At 67.9% G+C, this 18,296-nt stretch carries 21 protein-coding genes, 1 other RNA gene and 1 riboswitch; of the genes, 9 read left to right on the top strand and 13 right to left on the bottom strand.

Annotation, left to right across the window (positions count from 1 at the left end; translation table 11 throughout):
- The 6 genes from prfB to ssrA all read left to right on the top strand — a co-directional run.
- On the top strand, positions 1–867 hold an 867-nt coding region (prfB, locus tag AC1DHD_RS00005), incomplete at its 5' end, for a peptide chain release factor 2 (RefSeq protein WP_476877709.1).
- 158 nt (positions 868–1,025) lie between these two features.
- Positions 1,026–1,820, top strand: a complete 795-nt coding sequence (gene ftsE, locus AC1DHD_RS00010) for a cell division ATP-binding protein FtsE (protein ID WP_476877710.1) — start codon at positions 1,026–1,028, stop codon at positions 1,818–1,820.
- A complete protein-coding gene (gene ftsX, locus AC1DHD_RS00015; RefSeq protein WP_476877711.1) occupies positions 1,817–2,731 on the top strand; it encodes a permease-like cell division protein FtsX in 915 nt (304 codons plus the stop codon). Before ftsE ends, ftsX begins: the two co-directional genes overlap by 4 nt.
- Before the next feature lie 25 nt (positions 2,732–2,756).
- Positions 2,757–4,166 carry a peptidoglycan DD-metalloendopeptidase family protein gene (locus tag AC1DHD_RS00020; RefSeq protein ID WP_476877712.1) on the top strand — a complete coding sequence of 470 codons (1,410 nt, stop codon included), beginning with the start codon at positions 2,757–2,759 and terminating at the stop codon, positions 4,164–4,166.
- A 39-nt stretch (positions 4,167–4,205) separates the two neighbouring features.
- A complete protein-coding gene (gene smpB / locus AC1DHD_RS00025; RefSeq protein WP_476877713.1) occupies positions 4,206–4,676 on the top strand; it encodes an SsrA-binding protein SmpB in 471 nt (156 codons plus the stop codon).
- 132 nt (positions 4,677–4,808) lie between these two features.
- Positions 4,809–5,177, top strand: a transfer-messenger RNA (tmRNA) gene (gene ssrA, locus AC1DHD_RS00030).
- A gap of 81 nt (positions 5,178–5,258) precedes the next feature.
- On the opposite strand, the gene AC1DHD_RS00035 is transcribed toward ssrA, so the two are convergent.
- Complete coding sequence (locus tag AC1DHD_RS00035) at positions 5,259–5,393, bottom strand: hypothetical protein (protein WP_307035254.1); 135 nt, start codon at positions 5,391–5,393, stop codon at positions 5,259–5,261.
- 49 nt (positions 5,394–5,442) lie between these two features.
- Positions 5,443–5,814, bottom strand: a complete 372-nt coding sequence (locus AC1DHD_RS00040; protein WP_476877714.1) for a hypothetical protein — start codon at positions 5,812–5,814, stop codon at positions 5,443–5,445.
- Between the two features lie 111 nt (positions 5,815–5,925).
- On the opposite strand from AC1DHD_RS00040, the gene AC1DHD_RS00045 reads away from it, so the two are divergent.
- Positions 5,926–7,314: an MFS transporter gene (locus tag AC1DHD_RS00045; protein WP_476877750.1), complete on the top strand. Its 1,389-nt coding sequence runs from the start codon at positions 5,926–5,928 to the stop codon at positions 7,312–7,314.
- On the opposite strand, the gene AC1DHD_RS00050 is transcribed toward AC1DHD_RS00045, so the two are convergent.
- The 10 genes from AC1DHD_RS00050 to AC1DHD_RS00095 form a co-directional block, all read right to left on the bottom strand.
- Positions 7,311–7,682, bottom strand: coding sequence for a fluoride efflux transporter FluC (locus AC1DHD_RS00050; protein WP_476877715.1), 372 nt, complete (start codon positions 7,680–7,682; stop codon positions 7,311–7,313). The genes AC1DHD_RS00045 and AC1DHD_RS00050 overlap by 4 nt on opposite strands.
- Positions 7,679–8,125 carry a fluoride efflux transporter FluC gene (locus AC1DHD_RS00055; RefSeq protein ID WP_476877716.1) on the bottom strand — a complete coding sequence of 149 codons (447 nt, stop codon included), beginning with the start codon at positions 8,123–8,125 and terminating at the stop codon, positions 7,679–7,681. Before AC1DHD_RS00055 ends, AC1DHD_RS00050 begins: the two co-directional genes overlap by 4 nt.
- Positions 8,126–8,135: 10 nt before the next feature.
- The gene (locus tag AC1DHD_RS00060) at positions 8,136–8,849 is read right to left on the bottom strand and encodes a metal-dependent transcriptional regulator (RefSeq protein ID WP_476877717.1); all 714 of its coding nucleotides are present in this window, start codon (positions 8,847–8,849) and stop codon (positions 8,136–8,138) included.
- A 10-nt stretch (positions 8,850–8,859) separates the two neighbouring features.
- The gene (locus AC1DHD_RS00065; protein ID WP_476877718.1) at positions 8,860–10,155 is read right to left on the bottom strand and encodes an Nramp family divalent metal transporter; all 1,296 of its coding nucleotides are present in this window, start codon (positions 10,153–10,155) and stop codon (positions 8,860–8,862) included.
- A 127-nt stretch (positions 10,156–10,282) separates the two neighbouring features.
- Entirely contained in the window at positions 10,283–11,041 is a 759-nt protein-coding gene (locus AC1DHD_RS00070) for a class I SAM-dependent methyltransferase (RefSeq protein ID WP_476877719.1), read from the bottom strand.
- An 84-nt stretch (positions 11,042–11,125) separates the two neighbouring features.
- On the bottom strand, positions 11,126–12,556 hold the full coding sequence (locus AC1DHD_RS00075) for an aminotransferase class V-fold PLP-dependent enzyme (protein WP_476877720.1): 1,431 nt from the start codon (positions 12,554–12,556) through the stop codon (positions 11,126–11,128).
- A 33-nt stretch (positions 12,557–12,589) separates the two neighbouring features.
- Positions 12,590–12,703, bottom strand: a riboswitch (SAM riboswitch).
- Positions 12,704–12,792: 89 nt separating this feature from the next.
- Positions 12,793–13,605: a histidinol-phosphatase gene (gene hisN, locus AC1DHD_RS00080; RefSeq protein ID WP_476863165.1), complete on the bottom strand. Its 813-nt coding sequence runs from the start codon at positions 13,603–13,605 to the stop codon at positions 12,793–12,795.
- Between the two features lie 69 nt (positions 13,606–13,674).
- Positions 13,675–14,790, bottom strand: coding sequence for a ribosome small subunit-dependent GTPase A (gene rsgA, locus AC1DHD_RS00085; RefSeq protein ID WP_476877721.1), 1,116 nt, complete (start codon positions 14,788–14,790; stop codon positions 13,675–13,677).
- On the bottom strand, positions 14,774–16,204 hold the full coding sequence (gene aroA, locus AC1DHD_RS00090; protein WP_476877722.1) for a 3-phosphoshikimate 1-carboxyvinyltransferase: 1,431 nt from the start codon (positions 16,202–16,204) through the stop codon (positions 14,774–14,776). The genes rsgA and aroA overlap by 17 nt, the downstream gene beginning before the upstream one ends.
- A 7-nt stretch (positions 16,205–16,211) precedes the next feature.
- Positions 16,212–16,760 carry a DoxX family protein gene (locus AC1DHD_RS00095; protein ID WP_476877723.1) on the bottom strand — a complete coding sequence of 183 codons (549 nt, stop codon included), beginning with the start codon at positions 16,758–16,760 and terminating at the stop codon, positions 16,212–16,214.
- A 339-nt stretch (positions 16,761–17,099) separates the two neighbouring features.
- On the opposite strand from AC1DHD_RS00095, the gene AC1DHD_RS00100 reads away from it, so the two are divergent.
- Both AC1DHD_RS00100 and rsrA read left to right on the top strand, forming a co-directional pair.
- Complete coding sequence (locus tag AC1DHD_RS00100) at positions 17,100–17,846, top strand: sigma-70 family RNA polymerase sigma factor (RefSeq protein WP_476877724.1); 747 nt, start codon at positions 17,100–17,102, stop codon at positions 17,844–17,846.
- Positions 17,843–18,115 carry a mycothiol system anti-sigma-R factor gene (rsrA, locus tag AC1DHD_RS00105; RefSeq protein ID WP_476877725.1) on the top strand — a complete coding sequence of 91 codons (273 nt, stop codon included), beginning with the start codon at positions 17,843–17,845 and terminating at the stop codon, positions 18,113–18,115. The genes AC1DHD_RS00100 and rsrA overlap by 4 nt, the downstream gene beginning before the upstream one ends.
- 95 nt (positions 18,116–18,210) lie before the next feature.
- On the opposite strand, the gene AC1DHD_RS00110 is transcribed toward rsrA, so the two are convergent.
- A complete protein-coding gene (locus tag AC1DHD_RS00110; RefSeq protein ID WP_369299106.1) occupies positions 18,211–18,285 on the bottom strand; it encodes a 50S ribosomal protein bL37 in 75 nt (24 codons plus the stop codon).
- Positions 18,286–18,296 lie beyond the last annotated feature (11 nt).

Genomic DNA, 18,296 nt, shown 5'->3' on the forward strand with positions numbered 1-18,296 from the left:
GAGCTGGGGCAGGACGAGGACGACGCCGACTCCATGGCGGACGCCGCCGCGGAACTCGAATCCGTCCGTAAGGCGTTGGCTGACCTGGAAGTGGTCACCCTGCTCTCCGGGGAATTCGACGAGCGCGAGGCCGTGGTCACCATCCGGGCCGGCGCCGGCGGCGTGGATGCCGCAGACTTCGCCGACATGCTGCTGCGGATGTACCTGCGCTGGGCCGAGCGCCACGGCTACCCCACCACCATCATGGACACCTCCTACGCGGAAGAAGCCGGGCTGAAGTCCGCCACGTTCGAGGTCAAGGCCCCGTACGCCTACGGCACGCTCAGCGTCGAGGCAGGCACCCACCGCCTCGTCCGGATCAGCCCCTTCGATAACCAGGGCCGCCGCCAGACGTCCTTCGCCGCCGTCGAGGTCATCCCGCTGATCGAGCAGACCGACTCCATCGAGATCCCGGACAACGATATCCGCGTGGACGTCTTCCGCTCCTCCGGCCCGGGCGGACAGTCCGTCAACACCACGGACTCCGCCGTCCGGCTGACCCACATCCCAACCGGCACCGTGGTGTCCATGCAGAACGAGAAGTCGCAGCTGCAGAACCGTGCGGCCGCCTTGCGTGTGCTGCAGTCCCGCCTCCTGCTGCTCAAGAAAGAGCAGGAAGACGCCGAGAAGAAGGCGTTCGCCGGCGACGTGAAAGCTTCCTGGGGCGACCAGATGCGCTCCTACGTGCTCAACCCGTACCAAATGGTCAAGGATCTCCGGACCGAACACGAAGTGGGCAACACCTCCGCAGTGTTCGACGGCGAAATCGACGACTTCATCGACGCCGGGATCCGCTGGCGGACCGATAACCGCAACGCCGAAAAGTAGCGCCGGAATCCCGCGACACGCCCCCGCGTTCCGGCGTCGGGGACGTTGTCCCTGCGTATAGTCGGAGGGCCGGTGCCCTACTTCCCCCAAAAGAAAGCCCGCGCCCCGGCAGCAGAACTGGTCTGAAACATGCCCGGCTCCTGCAGGGTACTAGGGCCATGATCCGTTTCGAAAATGTCACCAAGGTCTATGACCAGAACGCGCGGCCGGCGCTGGACTCGATCAACCTTGAGATCGACCGCGGCGAGTTCGCCTTCCTCGTGGGTGCCTCCGGTTCCGGCAAGTCGACGTTCCTCCGGCTGGTGCTGAAGGAAGACCGCGCCTCCTCGGGCACCGTCTACGTCGCCGGACAGAATGTGGCGAAGATTTCCAGCTGGCGGGTCCCGCGGCTCCGTCGGGGGATCGGCGTCGTGTTCCAGGACTTCCGCCTGCTGCCGCAAAAAACCGTGTTCGCCAACGTCGCCTTCGCCATGCAGGTTATCGGCCGCAGCCGCAGCGTCATCCGCGAGACTGTCCCCGAAGTCCTCAAGACCGTGGGCCTGGAAGGCAAGGAAAACCGCCTTCCGCACGAGCTCTCCGGCGGCGAGCAGCAGCGCGTGGCGATCGCCCGCGCCGTCGTCAACCGTCCCGGCATCCTGCTGGCCGATGAGCCCACCGGCAACCTCGACCCGACCACGTCCATGGGCATCATGGGCGTCCTCGACAAGATCAACCAGAACGGCACCACCGTGGTGATGGCCACCCACGACGACGACATCGTCAACGAGATGCGCAAACGCGTGGTGGAACTGCGCAACGGCGTGGTGATCCGCGACGAGGCCAAGGCCCTCTACACCTCGATGATGCCCGTGGTAGGCCAGTCCCGCAGGCTGCGGGACGCGAGCGGCCGGCAGGCGTCCGACGTCGACGCCGCCCAAAGCGAAACCCGGCGCGCGGGGGAGGGAGCACTGTGAGGCTCGCATTCATCCTCGGCGAAATCGGCAGCGGCCTGCGCCGCAACCTTTCCATGGTGGTTTCCGTCATCCTCGTGACCTTTGTRTCSCTGACGTTCGTTGGYGCMGCYGGMATGCTGCAGMTGCAGATCAACCAGATGAAGGGCTACTGGTACGACAAAGTCCAGGTKGCGGTCTTCCTCTGCAGCGACGGGTCGACGGCGCCCGGCTGCGCCTCCGGTCCCGTGACCCAGGAGCAGCAGGCCAACCTGCGCAAGCTGCTCCAGTCCCCGTCCGTGGCGCAGTACGTCAACGATTTCCAGTTCGAATCCAAGGACGAGGCCTTCAAGCACTTCAAGGAGCAGTTCTCCAATTCGCCGATCGTGGACTCGGTCACCCCGGACCAGCTTCCCGCCTCCTTCCGCATCAACCTGAAGGACCCGGAAAAGTACGAGGTCATCAGCGAAAACTTCTCCTCGCAGCCCGGTGTTGAATCCGTCATCGACCAGCGGCAGCTCCTGGAGCGGCTGTTCTCGGCGATGAACGCGGCCTCCCTGGTGGCCGTCAGCATCGCCGGCGTGATGATTGTCTGCGCCATCCTGCTGATAGCCACCACCATCCGGCTCTCGGCCTTCAGCCGACGCCGGGAGACCGGCATTATGCGCCTGGTGGGTGCTTCCAAGACAGTAATCCAGCTGCCCTTCATCCTGGAGGGCGTGATTGCCGCCGTTATTGGCGCTGCCCTGGCCTCCGGCACACTGTGGGCCGTCGCGCACTTCTTCCTGGGCGAGGTCCTGTCCAAGCAGTACCCGGACACCGCCTTCATTTCCCCCGGGCAGACCCTGATCCTGGCTCCGGCCCTGATTGGCCTGGGCGTCCTGCTGGCCGGGACATCATCACTCCTGACCCTCCGCCGCTACCTGCGGGTCTAGCCTTGCGCAACGAAGAGGAACGCTCATGAACCCGATGGTCCGACGCACCGCACCGGCCCGCACCCCCAACCGCCGCGGCCGTATGATCAGCGCCGCGGTGGCACTGGTCCTCGCCGCCAACCTCGGCGCGTCCACTCCGGTGGCATTCGCCGACTCGCTCGAGGACCAGCAGGCCGCCCTCCGGGCGGAGGCCCAGCGGGCCCAGCAGTCGCTCGAGTTCGTCGACGGGAAAATCGCCAAGGCCGCCGGCGACCTCGTCCTGTACCAGGGCCAGCTGCCCGGGGCCCAGCAGGCGCTGCTCGACGCGCAGGGCCGTGTGGCCGGCGCTGTCAGGGAAGTCGAAGCCCTCGCAGCCCGGGTGGATCTGGCCCAGCAGAACAAGGCCAAGATCACCCAGCAGCTGGAAAACGACAAGCAGAAGATCAACGACACCCGGAAACTGATCGGACAGATCGCCACGCAGGCGTACAAGTCCGGTGGGGTGCCCTCCAACCTCTCGCTGTTCTTCGGCTCCAACAAAAGCGGTAGCCTGACCGACACGATCGACCTCGCGGACCAGGCCCTGCGCAGCCAGAACTCCGCGATGGACAAGCTGACGCAGCAGAACGCCACCAACGTGAACTCCCAGGCACGCCTGCAGGCCGTCGAGGCCGAGATCGCCGATCTCAAGGCCAAGGCCGACGAGGCTCTGGTCCGCGAGAAAGCGGCGCGGGACGAGGCGGAAGCCCAAAAAGCCAAGGTGGACAAGCTCATCGCGGACACCTCCCGCCTGAGCAGCCAGCTCAAGGCCGCCAAGCCCGGCATCCAGAGCCAGATCGCCCAGGTGAAGTCCCGCCAGGCCGCCGTCGCCGCGGAAATCGTCGAACGCGACCGGAAACTGCGTGAGGCCTGGGAAGCCGAGCAGCGCCGGATCGCGGCGGCAGCAGCTGCCGCGGCCGCCGCAGCAGCCCGGGCCCAGGGCCAGGCTCCGCCCCCGCCGGCGCCCTACGTTCCGGCGCCTCCGGGACCGGCATCGGCGTTCGGCCTGCGCAGCCCCTTCAACGGCATCCCGATCACCTCGGGCTTCGGCTGGCGTGCGACCCCGCCGGGTACCATCGACTTCTACGGCCAGGGCGGCTACATGCACACGGGCATCGACTTCGGCGCCCCCTGCGGCACTCCGGTCTACGCCCCGGCAGCCGGCACCGTCTTCTCCGCAGGCTGGGGTAACGACGGCGGCGGCTACCACGTGAAGATCTCCCACGGCGTTGTCCAGGGCAACTCGCTGACGACGATCTTCTACCACAACACCTCCGTGGTGGTCTCGGACGGCCAGCAGGTCAGCCAGGGACAGCTGATCGCGTACTCGGGCACCACCGGTAACTCCACCGGCTGCCACTCCCACTTCGAGACGTGGGTCAACGGCCAGGCCGTGGACCCGATGGGCCTGCTCTAGACTGGAACTGACCCAACGTAACGACTGAGGAGTTTTACCGTGCCTAAAGAAAGTGGCCGGAAGGTAGTGGCCACCAACCGCAAGGCCCGGCACGACTACCACATCATGGATACCTATGAGGCGGGCATCGCACTCATGGGCACCGAAGTGAAGTCCCTGCGCGAGGGCCATGCGTCCATGGTCGACGGCTTCTGCACGTTCTACAACGATGAGCTGTGGATGGAGGGCATCCACATCCCCGAGTACAACCAGGGGAGCTGGACCAACCACGCCGCACGGCGCCGCCGCAAGCTGCTGCTGCACCGCGATGAACTGACCAAGATCTCGCACAAGATCCGCGAGTCGGGCTTCACGATCGTGCCCCTGCAGCTGTACTTCGTCGACGGGCGCGCCAAAGTGGAGATCGGCGTCGCCCGCGGCAAGAAGGAATACGACAAGCGCCAGACCCTGCGCGAGCAGCAGGACAAGCGCGAGGCCCTGCGGGTGATGCGCGAGCGTAACCGCGCCTGACCTCAGGGTCGGGGCCGCGGGCGGTGCCCGGCCCGCCCTACTGCGCCGGGGAATGATTCCGGCGGACGGTGCGTTATGCTTGATAGTCCGGGAAGGATCGAACAGATCCGGACCGGTTTGGTAACAAAATACGGGGATGATCGGTTTCGACGATGTTAGTCGCGACAGGTGAAGCGGGCCGAGGATGCAGAATTATCTCGTAAACGCTGTCTGCAAACCAATAAGTGCCGAATCAAAACGCACTGACTTCGCTCTCGCTGCCTAAGCAGTAAGACAGTCCGTCAGCCCGAGGTTGCTATTGCCCCGGATCCTGGCGTCATTTAGATAGCCACTGCTGTTTACCTCCGTCATCGGGGTGAACGGGACTCTTAGATGACTGGGCCCGGATCGGCCAGCTGTTTGCAGCATGGCCGGGGCCGAGAAAATCCGACGCAAACTGCGCCCGGAGAAGCCCTGACAACACGACATCGGACGGGGGTTCAATTCCCCCCATCTCCACAGCAGGAACCCCGGGAGCGGGGCTCCACCCCGTAGCAAAAGGCCGGAAGCATCAGCTTCCGGCCTTTTTGTTTGCTCACACGGTCAGCGCTTCTTGATGTGCGCTACCGGGTCAGTGTGCTCATCGACAATGTGCTTGGCCTTCTTATCGGCCCGTTTTTCCTTGATGGTTTTGACCGGCTTCTTGGTGAGGTGCCGGTGCGGCGACTTGTCAGGCATTGCGCGCTCCCTAAAGGTGGGGGCCCGGGATGAGCCCGTGCTTTTAAGGCTACGCTCCGGGTACCTCAACGTCCACGATGCCGATGAACCGGTTCCCGACGCCCTCGTACTCGCTGCGGACCAGTCCGTCGTCCAGGGGAGGAAGCTCGTAGGGGGAGTGGTGCGCGCAGCAGACGTGGCTGAAGTCAGGCCACCACTTCTTGGGCCGCGCGGTTTCTGCGAACCCGCACACGGCACAGGTCAGCTGGACCCACACCGGGCGCTTGCCCGTGCGGTTGGCCCGGGACTGAAGCAGCCACGCCGGCGGGCTGTCGAGGAGCTCGCCCAGTTCGGCCTCGGACAGGCGGGTCGGGATACCGTGACGGTTGGCCATTTCCAGCGGAATATCAAGGATCTGGGCAGCTTCTCGTCTCGTAACCATCCCTCAACTTTACGCGATCCGGGGATGCGGACCGTCAGCGGGCCCCCGGTGCTAGGCTCATTCCAAACCCGGTGCCCCGCCGTCAGGCAGGCAGTGAGGAAAGCAGCAGCCATGCCCGGCACCCCCGCCGCAGCCTTGTCAGTCCTGGAACGACGTGTCCTCTACGTCGCGATCGTCGCGTCCTTCATCGCCTTCCTTGACGGCTCGGTGGTCAACCTGGCCCTCCCCGCCATCAGCCGCGAACTCGGCGGCGGACTGGTGGTCCAGCAGTGGGTGGTGRACGCCTACCTGCTCACGCTCGGGGCGCTGATCCTGGTGGCCGGCTCCCTCTCGGACCAGTTCGGCCGAGTCCGCGTCCTGCAGTGGGGCCTCGCCGGCTTCACCGCCACCTCGGTCCTCTGCGGCCTCGCCTGGAGCGGCGAATCGCTGATTGTGGCGCGTGGCCTGCAGGGTGTGGCCGGCGCCCTGCTGGTGCCCAGTTCGCTGGCCCTGATCGTGACGGTCTTCAGCGGACCGGCCCAGTCAGCGGCGATCGRCAAGTGGTCCGCCTGGACCTCCGGCGCCATCGTGGCCGCTCCCGTACTCGGCGGTGTCTCCGTGGATGTCTTCACCTGGCGGGTTATTTTCTTCCTTAACATCGTCCCCGCGGTTGCGGTGTGGCCCGCCCTCCGGCGGCTGCGCGAACTGGACCTGGGCCGCGCCCCCGGCAGCAGCATCGACGTCACCGGAACCATCCTGGCAATCATCGGCCTCGGCGGCGTTGTGTATGCCTTTATCGAACGCGGCACCCTCGGCTGGGGCTCTCCGCAGGTCTGGATCCCGCTGGTAGTGGGCCTCGCCGGTCTCGCGGGCTTCCTGCTCCATGAACGCCGGACCCCGGCCCCCATGATGCCCCTGCGGCTCTTCACCATCCGGAACTTCGGCTGGGGCAACGTGGCCACGACGGTGATCTACGGTGCCCTGAGCCTGGGATTCTTCGTCCTGGGACTGTTCCTGCAGCAGGTCGCCGGGCTGGGTGCGACGGCGGCGGGCGTCGCCATGCTGCCCTCCACGCTGATCCTGCTCCTGCTGTCCTCCAAGGTAGGAACGCTCTCCGGCCGCTTCGGTCCCCGCTGGTTCATGACGGCCGGGCCGCTGCTCTGCGCCGCCGGGTTCCTGATGATGCTCGGCATCGGGCTGCCGCTGGACTACTTCGCCCAGGTCTTCCCGGGGCTGATGGTGTTTGGCGTCGGCCTGGCGGTCACCGTGGCGCCGTTGACCGCGGCGATCCTGGGCGCCGTGGTGCCTGAGGAAGCCGGCATCGGCTCCGCGGTGAACAACGCCGTCGCCCGCATCGCCGGGCTGGTGGCTATCGCCTTCGCCGGGCTGATCACCGGGCCGGTGATCACGACGTCGGGCCTGCACGCCACGGCGGCGGTCACCGCCGCACTCTTCCTGGTGGGTGCCGCGGCGTCCGCCGTCGGCATCCGGAACCCGCCGCAAACCGCGGTGGAGAGCTAACGGGCCAGGGCCACGCCGAGGGCCGCCGCGGCGAGTCCCGCCGCCAGGTTGACGGCGACATTGAGGGCGGCGGCGCGGTAGCGCGCCTCGCTGACCAGCCTGATGGTGGCCGTGGTCCAGGAACTGAATGTGGTCAGGCCGCCGGCCAGGCCGCTGGCCACCGCCGCCTGCCATTCCGCACCGAGGCCCAGGTGCGGCGTCACGCCTAGGGACAGCCCGATGATGAAGGACCCGACGACGTTGACCGCCAGGGTGGCCCACGGCCAGTGCGGGTGGGGTCCGGGCCGGTGCGCGAACCAGGAGTCGACGGCGAAACGGAGCAGGGCGCCGGCTATGCCGAAGGCCCCCACCAGCAGCGCGGCGGTCATTGGGCAGTCCCGCTGAGGTCGGCCAAGGCTTTGCCGGACTTCCACCCGGCCGCGGCCGCCTCCAGTCCCAGGACCAGCGACAGGGCCAGGTAGGCCAGCCAGACGGCATGGAAGCCGCCCCGGATCAGCTGGTCGACGGCCAGGGCCAGGGCCGAAAACGTGGTGAAGGAACCCAGCAGGCCCGGGCCGAGGCCGGCCCTGAGCCAGAACGCAGTCCGGGGACGGGCGATCCAGAGCGTGGTGAGGGCCGCCAGGACGAAGCTGCCCAGGACGTTGATCGCAAGGGTGGTCCAGGGGACGCCGCCTGGCGCCTCGGGGAACACCAGGCCCGCGCCATAGCGCAGTTCGGTCCCGATCAGGCCGCCGACGGCGACAGCTGCCCAGGCCCGCCAGCCCGGGAGCCCCGGCCGCGCGGCGGGGCGTGGTTGAGGTGTGCGGTTCATGGTGCRCCCCTTAACGGTCCGCGACGCTGCAGCCGGAGTGGGCCGCGTCGCTGTGGACCCAGAGGGCCGCCGCGACCTCGTCGGCGAGGTCGACGTCGCGCATGACGCCTCCGGCGCCGATGCGGACCATCAGCGGGCCGCCGAACGGTTTGCGTCCCAGGACCTCGACGTCGGCGTCCAGATCGATCTGTTCAGCGGCGAGGTAGCGGAGCAGTTCGGGGTTCTCGTCGCTGATGCGGGTGATTCGGCCGGTGTGGCCCTTATCGAGTTCGCTCATCCGGTAAGCGGGCGGCATCAGGACGGAGCCGTCCGCCGCCGGGATCGGGTCGCCGTGCGGGTCCCGGACCGGGTGGCCCAGCTTGGCAGCCATCCGCTCGATGAACGTTTCGGAGACGGCGTGCTCAAGCAGTTCCGCCTCGTCGTGGACCTGGTCCCAGCGGTACCCGAGCTCCTGGACCAGGAACGTTTCGATCAGCCGGTGCCGCCGCACCATCGAGAGGGCCAGCCGGACGCCGTCGTCGGTCAGGGTCACGGCGCTGTATGGTTTGTGGTCCACCAGGCCCTGGTCCTTGAGTTTGCGGACCATCTCCGAGACCGAGGAATTCGCGACGCCCAGCCGCTGGGCAAGTTGGGTGGAGGTGATCGGCTTGTCCTGCCACTCCGTAAAGGAGTAGATGACCTTGACGTAGTCCTCGATCGAGGAGGAGGGCGGACTGGTCTTCACAGTCCCCAGCCTACCGTCCGGCGGCGCCGGTGAAGGTGAGCCACAGCAGCACCAGGTTCAGCGCGACCACCAGGACGACGCTGACTATGGCGGCCACCCGCAGCGCCATCCCGTCGGCGAACTGGCCCATCAGGGAACTGTTGCTGGTCAGCACCACCAGCGGAACCAAGACGAACGGGATTCCGAAGCTCAGCACCACCTGGCTGAGGACCAGCGCCCAGGTGGGGTCGAAGCCGACGGCCAGCAGCACGACTGCCGGGATCAGGGTCAGCACCCGGCGCGTCATCAGCGGGATCCTGATCTTCAGCAGGCCCTGCATGATGGTGCCGCCGGCGTAGCAGCCCACCGAGGTGGAGGCCAGGCCCGAAGCCAGCAGGCCGACGGCAAAAACCACACCGACCACGGGGCCGAGGCTGGCGGAGATGGCCGAATGGGCGCCCTCGATGGTGTCAGTTCCCTCGACGCCGCCGAGGGTGGATGCGGCCAGGAGCAGCATGCCGATGTTGACGATGCCGGCGACGGCCAGGGCGGCCACAACGTCCCAGCGGGTGGCCCTGACCAGCCGCGACATCGCGTGTGGCGGGACGTGCAGGTGTGGGTTGGGCCGGTGCCGGTCGCGGGAGAGGGCCGAGTGGACGTAGATGGCGTKCGGCATCACGGTGGCCCCGAGCATACTCGCAGCCAGCAGCACGGTGTCCGGTCCCTGGAAGGCCGGTACCAGCCCGGCCAGCACACCACCCGGATCGGCGGGGCTGATGAACAGGCCGGCCAGGAACCCGACGGTGATGATGCCGAGCAGGAACATGATGACGAACTCGAAGGGCCGCTGCTGGTTCCGGCTCTGGACAGCGAGCAGCACCATCGAAACGCCGCCGACAATCACTGCGCCCAGGGGGAGGGGGAGGCCGAACAGCAGGTAGAGGGCCACGGCGCCGCCCACCACCTCGGCAAGGTCGGTTGCCGCGGCCACGATTTCGGCCTGGACCCAGAAGGCACGGCGCCAGGCGGGCCTGAGCCGCTCACCGAGGATCTCCGGCAGGCTTTTCCCCGTGACGATGCCGAGCTTGGCGGACTGGTACTGGACCAGCACGGCCATCGCGTTCGCGGCGACCAGGACCCAGACCAGCAGGTACCCGTACTTGGCGCCGGCGGTGAGGTTCGCCGCGACGTTGCCGGGATCGACATAGGCGATGGCAGCGACGAAGGCTGGACCGAGCAGGCCAAGCAGCGCCCTGCGCCGGCCCCTGACCTTTCGGGCCGGGGGCTGGGCATCGGGGCGGGGTTGGTGTCCTGTTACGTCCAGCACTGCGGGGCTCCCATTAAGTTTCCGAATGCCTGAACATAAAAGTTAGGCACACCGAAATCATAGGCGTGAGCGGGTGGCCCGTGCAATGGCCGTCGGCTGGATTGCCGGGGGAGTGGCCGGGTAGGGACTAGGCCTTGAAGGCGCGCCAGCTCTGCGTCAGGTAAGGCAGCGGAAGGATCTCGCCCGGAACGTGGCCGAGGTGCTCGTGCAGGTACCAGTCGAGGTTGCTAAGCACCTTCTGGCGGGTGGCCTCGCCGGCCCGCAGGTAGTAGCTGCGGGACTTGGCGAGTTCCATGAGGTCCTGCGTGCTGACCGGATCTTCCCAGCGGGTGAGGTGGCTTYCCAGCCCGGTGAACTCCGGGCCGACGGGCGGCCGGAAGTGGGGTTTGTGGACATCGCCGGCATGCATGATGCGGGAGAGCCGGTGTACCCAGGGCACGGAGGTGTCGAGCTGGTTCCAGATCAGGCCGAGGACCCCGTGCGGGCGCAGGATCCGCGCGGCCTCGGTGCTGGCCAGCAGGGGATCGCACCAGTGCCAGGCCTGGGCCACGGTGACGAGGTCGAAGGCGTCCGCCGGCAAGCCGGTACGTTCGGCGGTTCCCTCGACGGCGGCGACTCCGGGCAATGATGCGCGCAGTTGTTCCAGCATGTCCGTTGACGGGTCGATGGCCACGGTCCGGAGGCCGCGCCGGACCAGCAGCGCCGTGAACTTGCCCGTCCCGGCGCCGAGGTCGGCGGCGTCGCTGGCTCCGGCGGGTATCAGCCAGTCGGCGGAATCAGCAGGGTAGCCGGGCCGCACCCGGTCGTAGTGTTCCCCGCCGTCCCGGAAGCTTTGGCCGAGCTCCTGCCGCCGCTGGTGCTGCAGTTTTGGGCCCCCGCGTGCCACGTGTCGTCTCCTCCGGCAGCTCGAATTTGGTACCTACCGAATTTACCGCACGCGGGGGCCCGGCGCTTGTGGCCGGCGCTGGTGTCAGTCCAGCGTGCAGGGCGCCGCGCCGGCCGTGCCCGGGGTGTTGGGTGCCCAGTGCGGATAGCTGCGGGTGTCGTTGGCCGGAACCCAGCGGCCCGCGTCCACCACGTAGTCCCAGCCGAGCCCGTTGCGCCGGAGCTCCTGCAGCCCGGCCAGGAGCCGCTGGGCGTCGTCGAGGCGGGACCCGAGGCCAAAACTGGCACGGAGTGACCCGGCCGGCAGGCCCAGCCGTTTCAGCAGCGGGTGGGCGCAGAACCGGCCGTCGCGCAGGCCGATGCCATGCTCCGCTGAGAGGTAGGCGGCGACCAGGCCGGCGTCGTACCCGGCCACGGAGAAGTTGACCACGCCGATCGTCCCGGGCCCGTTACCGGCGGCGGTGTCCTCGAAAATGTGGTGGACGCTCACGCCGTCGATCCGTTGCAGTCCCTCCACCAGGAAGGACCGGATGGCGTCTTCGTGGGCGTGCCACTGCGCGTCGTCGAGCGCCTCGATGACCTGGCTGGCCCGGGCCAGGGCAGCGGCCCCCAGCACGTTCGGGGAGCCGCCCTCGTGGCGCGCCGGTCCCGTGGTCCAGCTGACGGAGTCGAGCCTCGCGTCCCGCACGGCGCCGCCTCCGGCCAGGTGCGGGGTTCCGGCGTCGAGCCAGTCCGGGCGGCCCACCAGCACCCCGGCGCCGAACGGGGCGTAGAGCTTGTGGCCGGAGAACGCGAGGTAGTCGACGTCGTCCGCGCTGATGTTGATCCTGCGGTGCGGGGCCAGTTGGGCGGCGTCGACGGCGATCCGGGCGCCGAACTCGTGCGCCAGGGCGGCGAGCTCGCCGATGGGCAGGATCTCGCCGGTGACGTTGGACGCGCCGGTGACGGCGAGCAGGCTCACCCCGCCGCGGGCGAGTTCCTGGCGGAGCCGCGCCACGGTGCCGGCCAGGGTGGGGGCCGCGACCACACTGCGGTGCGGGACGTTCTGCCAGGGCAGCAGGTTGGCGTGGTGTTCGATGTCGAGGTAGAGCACCTCGCCCGTAGGGCGTCCGTCAACCGCCGGGAGGCAACCGGCCAGGAGATTCAGGGAGTCGGTGGTGTTCCGGGTGAAGATCACCGAGTCGTCCGCACGGCCGCCCACAAAGCCTCGGACAATGTTCCGGGCGTTTTCGTAGACCGAGGTGCTGAGCTGCGAGGCGTAGCCTGCGCCGCGGTGGACGCTGGCGTAGTACGGCAGGATCTCGTTGAGGTAGGCGGAGACCACGGACAGGGCCGGCGCCGATGCGCCGTAGTCCAGGTTGGCGTAGCGGACGTGGCCGCCCTGAATCAGCGGCGCTTGGATTTCGGCGCCGGACACGGCGGACAGCGGCCTGCGGGCGGCGTTGAACCGTGTGTCGGCCGGCTCCTGGGCGCCGGCGGAAGAGGTGGGGTGGGTGGAAATGGTGGCAGTCGTCATGGGACCTCGCTTGAAAGGACCCCGCTCACAGGGGATCCGCGCTTGCCGGGTCCGCTCCGGACCGGCCAGGTCGTCACCCGGGGCACCCCGCCGCGAATGGAGGGTTGCCGGCCAGCAAACCGGGGTTTAGCGCTGGCACTCGTGACCTGGTTCGAGCCTAGGACATGGCGTGCCGCCCGGGAAAGGGAGGTCCGGAATGTGAAGCGTTGTGTTACGGCTGCCTGCCGCGGAGCGGGCTAGAGGAGGTCGTCGAGGCCGGGGTTAAGGCGCTTGAGGACTTCCGAATGCAGGATGGAGTTCGTTGCGAGCGCGTTCCCGCCGAACGGGCCATCCTCGCCTTCGAGGGAGGTGAATCGCCCGCCGGCCTCGGTCACGATCGGGACCAGCGCCGCCATGTCGTAAAGGTTGAGCTCGGGTTCGCAGGCGATGTCCACGGCACCCTCGGCCACCAGGCAGTAAGACCAGAAGTCGCCGTATGCGCGGGTGCGCCAGACTTCCTCGGTGAGGCCGAGGAATTCGTCGAGATTGCCGCGCTGCTTCCAGCCGCCCAGGCTCGAGTAGGACAGCGAGGCGTCTTCGAGGCGCGAGACGTTGGAGACTTTAAGCCGGGTGGCGGCGGCCAGGGACCGGCCCATGTAGGCGCCGGCGCCCTTGGCAGCCCACCAGCGCTTGCCCAGGGCCGGGGCGCTGACGACGCCGACCACCGGCTCGCCCTCGTCCACGAGGGCGATCAGGGTGGCCCAGACGGGGACGCCGCGGACGAAGTTCTTGGTTCCGTCGATGGGGTCGATGATCCAGCGGCGGGAGCCGTGGCCGGAGCTGCCGAACTCCTCGCCCAGGACCGCGTCGCGCGGCCGGGAGCGGGACAGCTGGCCGCGGATGGCTTCCTCGGCGGACTTGTCGGCGTCAGTGACGGGGGTGAGGTCCGGCTTCGTTTCGATCCGAAGGTCGAGCGCCTTGAAGCGGCTCATGGTCTGGGAATCTACGGAATCTGCCAGTACATGGGCGAGGCGCAGGTCATCGTTGTAGCTCGAAGCGGGTTGGCTCATGCCTCCAAGCTACCGTCAAAAAGCTCCCGGGACCGGGAGGCCACGTCGCTGCCGGCCGGGCGGACCCTGTTAGGAGACGCTGCCCAGCTCCTTGGTTTCCTGTGCTTCCATGCGCGGATCCGTGCCGAGGAGCCGGCGCAGGGAGGCAAGGCGCGCAGGGCCGGACGGTCCGGCGTGGCCGCCCTGCACCCAGGCGTCCACGCCGCAGTTAACGGCGGTGGCGTCGTGCTTGCAGCCCCGTTCGCAGTCCGCGGTGCCCGGCTCCAGGTCGGGGAACGAACGCAGGATCCGGTCCGGGTCCACGTGGGCCAGGCCGAAGGAACGGATGCCGGGGGTGTCGATGATCCAGCTGCCGGCGGGCGCGTCGTTGACCTTCAGCGCCAGGGCGGAGGAGGAGGTGTGGCGGCCGCGTCCGGTCACGGCGTTGACGCCGCCGGTGGCACGTTCGGCCCCTGTGAGCGCGTTGACCATGGTGGATTTGCCGACGCCGGAATGGCCCAGCATGACGGTGACCTTGCCGTCGAGGTACCCGCGCAGCTGCGAGACCGCGTTCTTGTCCAGCCGGGCGGACAGGCCGTCGTCCGAGCGGGCGTCGATGCCCGAGGCGGCCGAGTCGGCCGTCTTGGAAATGATGACGGGGAAGTCGAGGTGCTGATAGTTGGCGAGCAGCTCGGCGGGGTCCTTGACGTCCGCTTTGGTGACCAGGAGCAGCGGTTCGATGCCGGCGTCGTAGGCCGCCACGAGGGCACGGTCGATGAACCCGGTGCGGGGCTCCGGGTTGGCGGCGGCGACCACCACCACCAGCTGGTCGGCATTGGCGACGACGGCGCGTTCGATTGGGTCCGTGTCGTCGGCGCTGCGCCGCAGCAGGGTCCGGCGGTCCTGGATTTTGACCAGGCGGGCCAGCGTGTCGGCCTCACCGCTGACGTCACCGACCAGGGAGACGAAGTCGCCGGCCACCACGGGATTGCGGCGCAGTTCCCGGGCCCGGGCGGCAATGATCTTCCGTTCGCCGCTGCTGCCTTCGTCGACGACGGCGGTGTAGCGTCCGCGGTCCACGGTGATGATGCGGCCGGTCACGGCGTCGTCGTGGCTGGGCCGGTCCTTGGTGCGGGGCCTCGAGCCCTTTTTGTTGGGGCGGATCCGGACGTCMGATTCGTCCCAGGAGTCAGTGCTGCGTGCCACCGGTGGTGTCCTTCTCTGCGCTGTCCTGCACTACCGGGGCCGTCTGTGCGGTCGTCTGTTGTGCGGCTGCCCCGCCGAGCATCGCCGCCCATAGCTGCGGGAAGTCCGGCATCGTCTTAGCCGTGGTGGCGATGTCCTCCACCTCCACACCAGGGACGGCGAGTCCAAGGATGGCTCCGGCGGTGGCCATCCGGTGGTCAGCGTAACTGTGCACCACGCCGCCATGCAGGGTGGCCGGCCGGATGATGAGGCCGTCGGCGGTTTCCTCGGCGTCGCCGCCCAGGCGGTTGATTTCGGCGACCAAAGCGGCGAGCCGGTCCGTCTCGTGGCCGCGCAGGTGGGCGATGCCGGTGAGCCGGGACGGGCCGGTGGCCAGGGCGCACAGGGCGGCAACAGTCGGGGCTAGTTCGCTGGTCTCGTCGAAGTCACCGCCGGTGATCTCGGCGCCGCCGGTGACAGTCAGGGTCCCGTCGTCGAGGGAAACGGTGGCGCCCATGGCGGCCAGGATCTCGCGCCAGAGGTCACCCACCTGGGTGGTCCCGGCGGGCCAGTTGGGAATCCGGACGGTGCCGCGGGTGGCCAGGGCAGCAGCCAGGAACGGTCCCGCATTGGAGAGGTCCTGTTCGATGCGCTGGTCGAAGGCGCGGATGGGTCCGGGGGAGACAATCCAGTGGTTCGGCACGGAATCATCGACGGCCACGCCGACTCCGCGGAGCGCCGTGACCGTCATGCTGATGTGGTCCAGGCTGGGAACCGGCTTGCCGACGTGCTCCAGGTGCAGGCCCTCCTCGAACCTGGCTCCGGTGAGCAGCAGGGCCGAGACAAACTGGGAGGACGCGCTGGCGTCGATCACGAGGTGGCCGCCGCGGACTTCCCCGGTGCCGCGGACCGCGAAGGGCAGCGATGACGCGGGACCGCCGTCGGGCGCGCTTACCGCTACACCGAGTCCGGCCAGGGCCTCGATGATGGTGCCCATCGGGCGCTTGCGGGCATGCGGGTCGCCGTCGAACACGGTGGTCCCGCGGCGCAGGGCCGCGACGGGCGGAACAAATCGCATCACCGTCCCGGCCAGGCCGCAGTCGACGGCGGCGTCGGAGCCGGCAGCGCCCGCGCTGATCGGGGTGATCTCCAGGTCAGGGCCGAAGGCGCCGTCGCCGGGGACTTCCGTGATCGTGGCCCCCAGCTGCCGCAGTGCCTCGATCATCAGGGCTGAGTCCCGGGAATGCAGCGGAGCCCGCAGCCTGCAGACACCGTCCGCGAGGGCGGCCAGGACCAGGTACCGGTTGGTCAGGGATTTCGAGCCGGGAACCGTGACAGTGGCATCGACGGGGCCGTCCGCGAACGGCGCGCGCCAGTGCGGACCGCCGCCGGCCGGGGAGGAAATGGCAGCTGCGGAGGGTGTGGTGCCGGTCATTTCAGTCTTAGGCTCCGACGGTGTTGTCGACGGCCTTGCGGAGTGCCTTGTCAGCCTTCTTCAGCTTCTTGCCGGTGGTCTTCCGTGCGTCGGCGGCGAGGTGGGCCGTGGTCTTCCGCGCGTCGGCGGCGAGGTGCTCGGCGCGCCAGGCCAGGCTCGGCTTGCCCGCGGTGTCAACGGCGGCCAGCAGTACTCCGCCGGTCAGCGACACGTTCTTCAGCAGCTGCTTGCGCCGGGCGTTGCGGCCTTCCTTGGAGGAGATGTCCGCGCTGCGCCATTCAACAAAGCCGTTCAGGGCCGAGATCACGGCGAGGACGGTGGCGGCGAGGCGGGCTGACTTTCCCAGGGCGAAGAGGACGCCGGCGCCCACCTGGGAGCCGCCAATAACGCGGGCCAGAACGAGCTCGTTGGTCTGGAACGGCAGGGTGTCGGCGGCGCGGCGGAGGAGGGGAGACAGCTGTGCCGCAGTGTCATCCGCATTCCGGAGCTTGTCCATGCCTGCGAGGACGAAGCTGGAGGCGAGCATGGGGCGGGCGAGAAAGCGGACAAAGGACATGAATTTCCTCCTGGATGGATGAACCGCGGACGCTCTGCGGGAGAACCGGTTCTAGTCTTGCACTTTTGCGGAATATTTGCCCGTTGTGTGCAGTTGTGCTTGACAGGTCTCCGCGGAGAAGGGGACCGAAAAACAGGGGCAAAAACGTACAGGCAAACCCAGGGCAGCGGGCCGTTGTCCGGTCTGCGGCTGTCCGGTGCGGATGCGGTGCAGAAAGGCGGAAGTTTGGTTCTGGTAAAGGAATTCCGGGTGCAGGACGCAGCCTTGGAGGAACCGTGGGGCGTTGCCCTGACGGGAGCTTCAGGCACCCGCCGGAAGGTGACAGTAGACTTGAACGCAATGAGCACCATGGATCCGGCCGTAGCGGCCACGCACGAAGTAGCCGGAAAAGACGACGCAGCAGCCGCTGAACGCACAGCCACGGAAACCGTGGCGGCCGACGGCACCGGCCAGCCGCTGGACACGTCCGCCGAGACTTCGGAGGAACGCCGCGTCCGCTTTGAGCGCGACGCGATGCAGTATGTCGACCAGCTGTATTCGGCGGCCATGCGAATGGCCCGTAATCCGGCCGACGCCGAGGACCTCGTGCAGGAGGCGTACACCAAAGCTTTCTCCGCGTTCCACCAGTACAAGCCCGGCACCAACCTCAAAGCGTGGCTGTACCGGATCCTTACCAACACGTACATCAACCTGTACCGGAAGCGGCAGCGCGAACCGCTGCAGTCCAACTCGGACACCATCGAGGACTGGCAGCTGGCCCGCGCGGAGTCGCACACCTCGACGGGGTTGCGTTCCGCCGAGGCTGAAGCGCTGGACCACCTGCCGGATTCGGACGTGAAGCGGGCCCTGCAGTCCATTCCGGAAGAGTTCAGGCTGGCTGTCTACTTCGCCGACGTCGAAGGGTTCGCGTACAAGGAAATTTCAGACATCATGAACACCCCGATCGGGACCGTTATGTCCAGGCTGCACCGCGGCCGGCGGATGTTGCGGGACATGCTGGCCGACTATGCGGCAGAGCGGGGATTCAGGGCCGCGGGCGATCCCGCCTCGGCGGCCGCGAGCAACAATCAGGAGAACGGGAAATGAGCGACTGCCAGGGATTGGGCGACTGCGACGACACTCGGATGCAGCGCATCTACGAGTACCTCGACGGTGCCCTGACGCGCGACGACATCGCCGAGATCAAGGACCATCTGGACCAGTGCCCGGAGTGCCACGAGCAGTACGACCTCGAATGCGTCATCCGCGTTATGGTCAAACGCTCCTGCACGGAGGCCGCGCCGGAGAACCTCAAGAACTCCATCCTGGACCGGATCCACTCGGTCCGTCCGGTCGAGGCCGACGCCGGAGCGTAAGTACCGGCGCGGACGCGCCGCCACAAAGCGAAAGACCCCGGGAACCGTGAGGTTCCCGGGGTCTTCTGCTTAAAGCTGTCTATCCTAGCCGTGGCTTAGGTGTTGGGGCGCTTACCGTGGTTCGCGCCGCCACGCTTACGGTCACGACGTTTACGTGCACGCTTGCTCATAGCTGGCCTCC

The organism is Arthrobacter sp. 05L45_2, assembly GCF_056397525.1.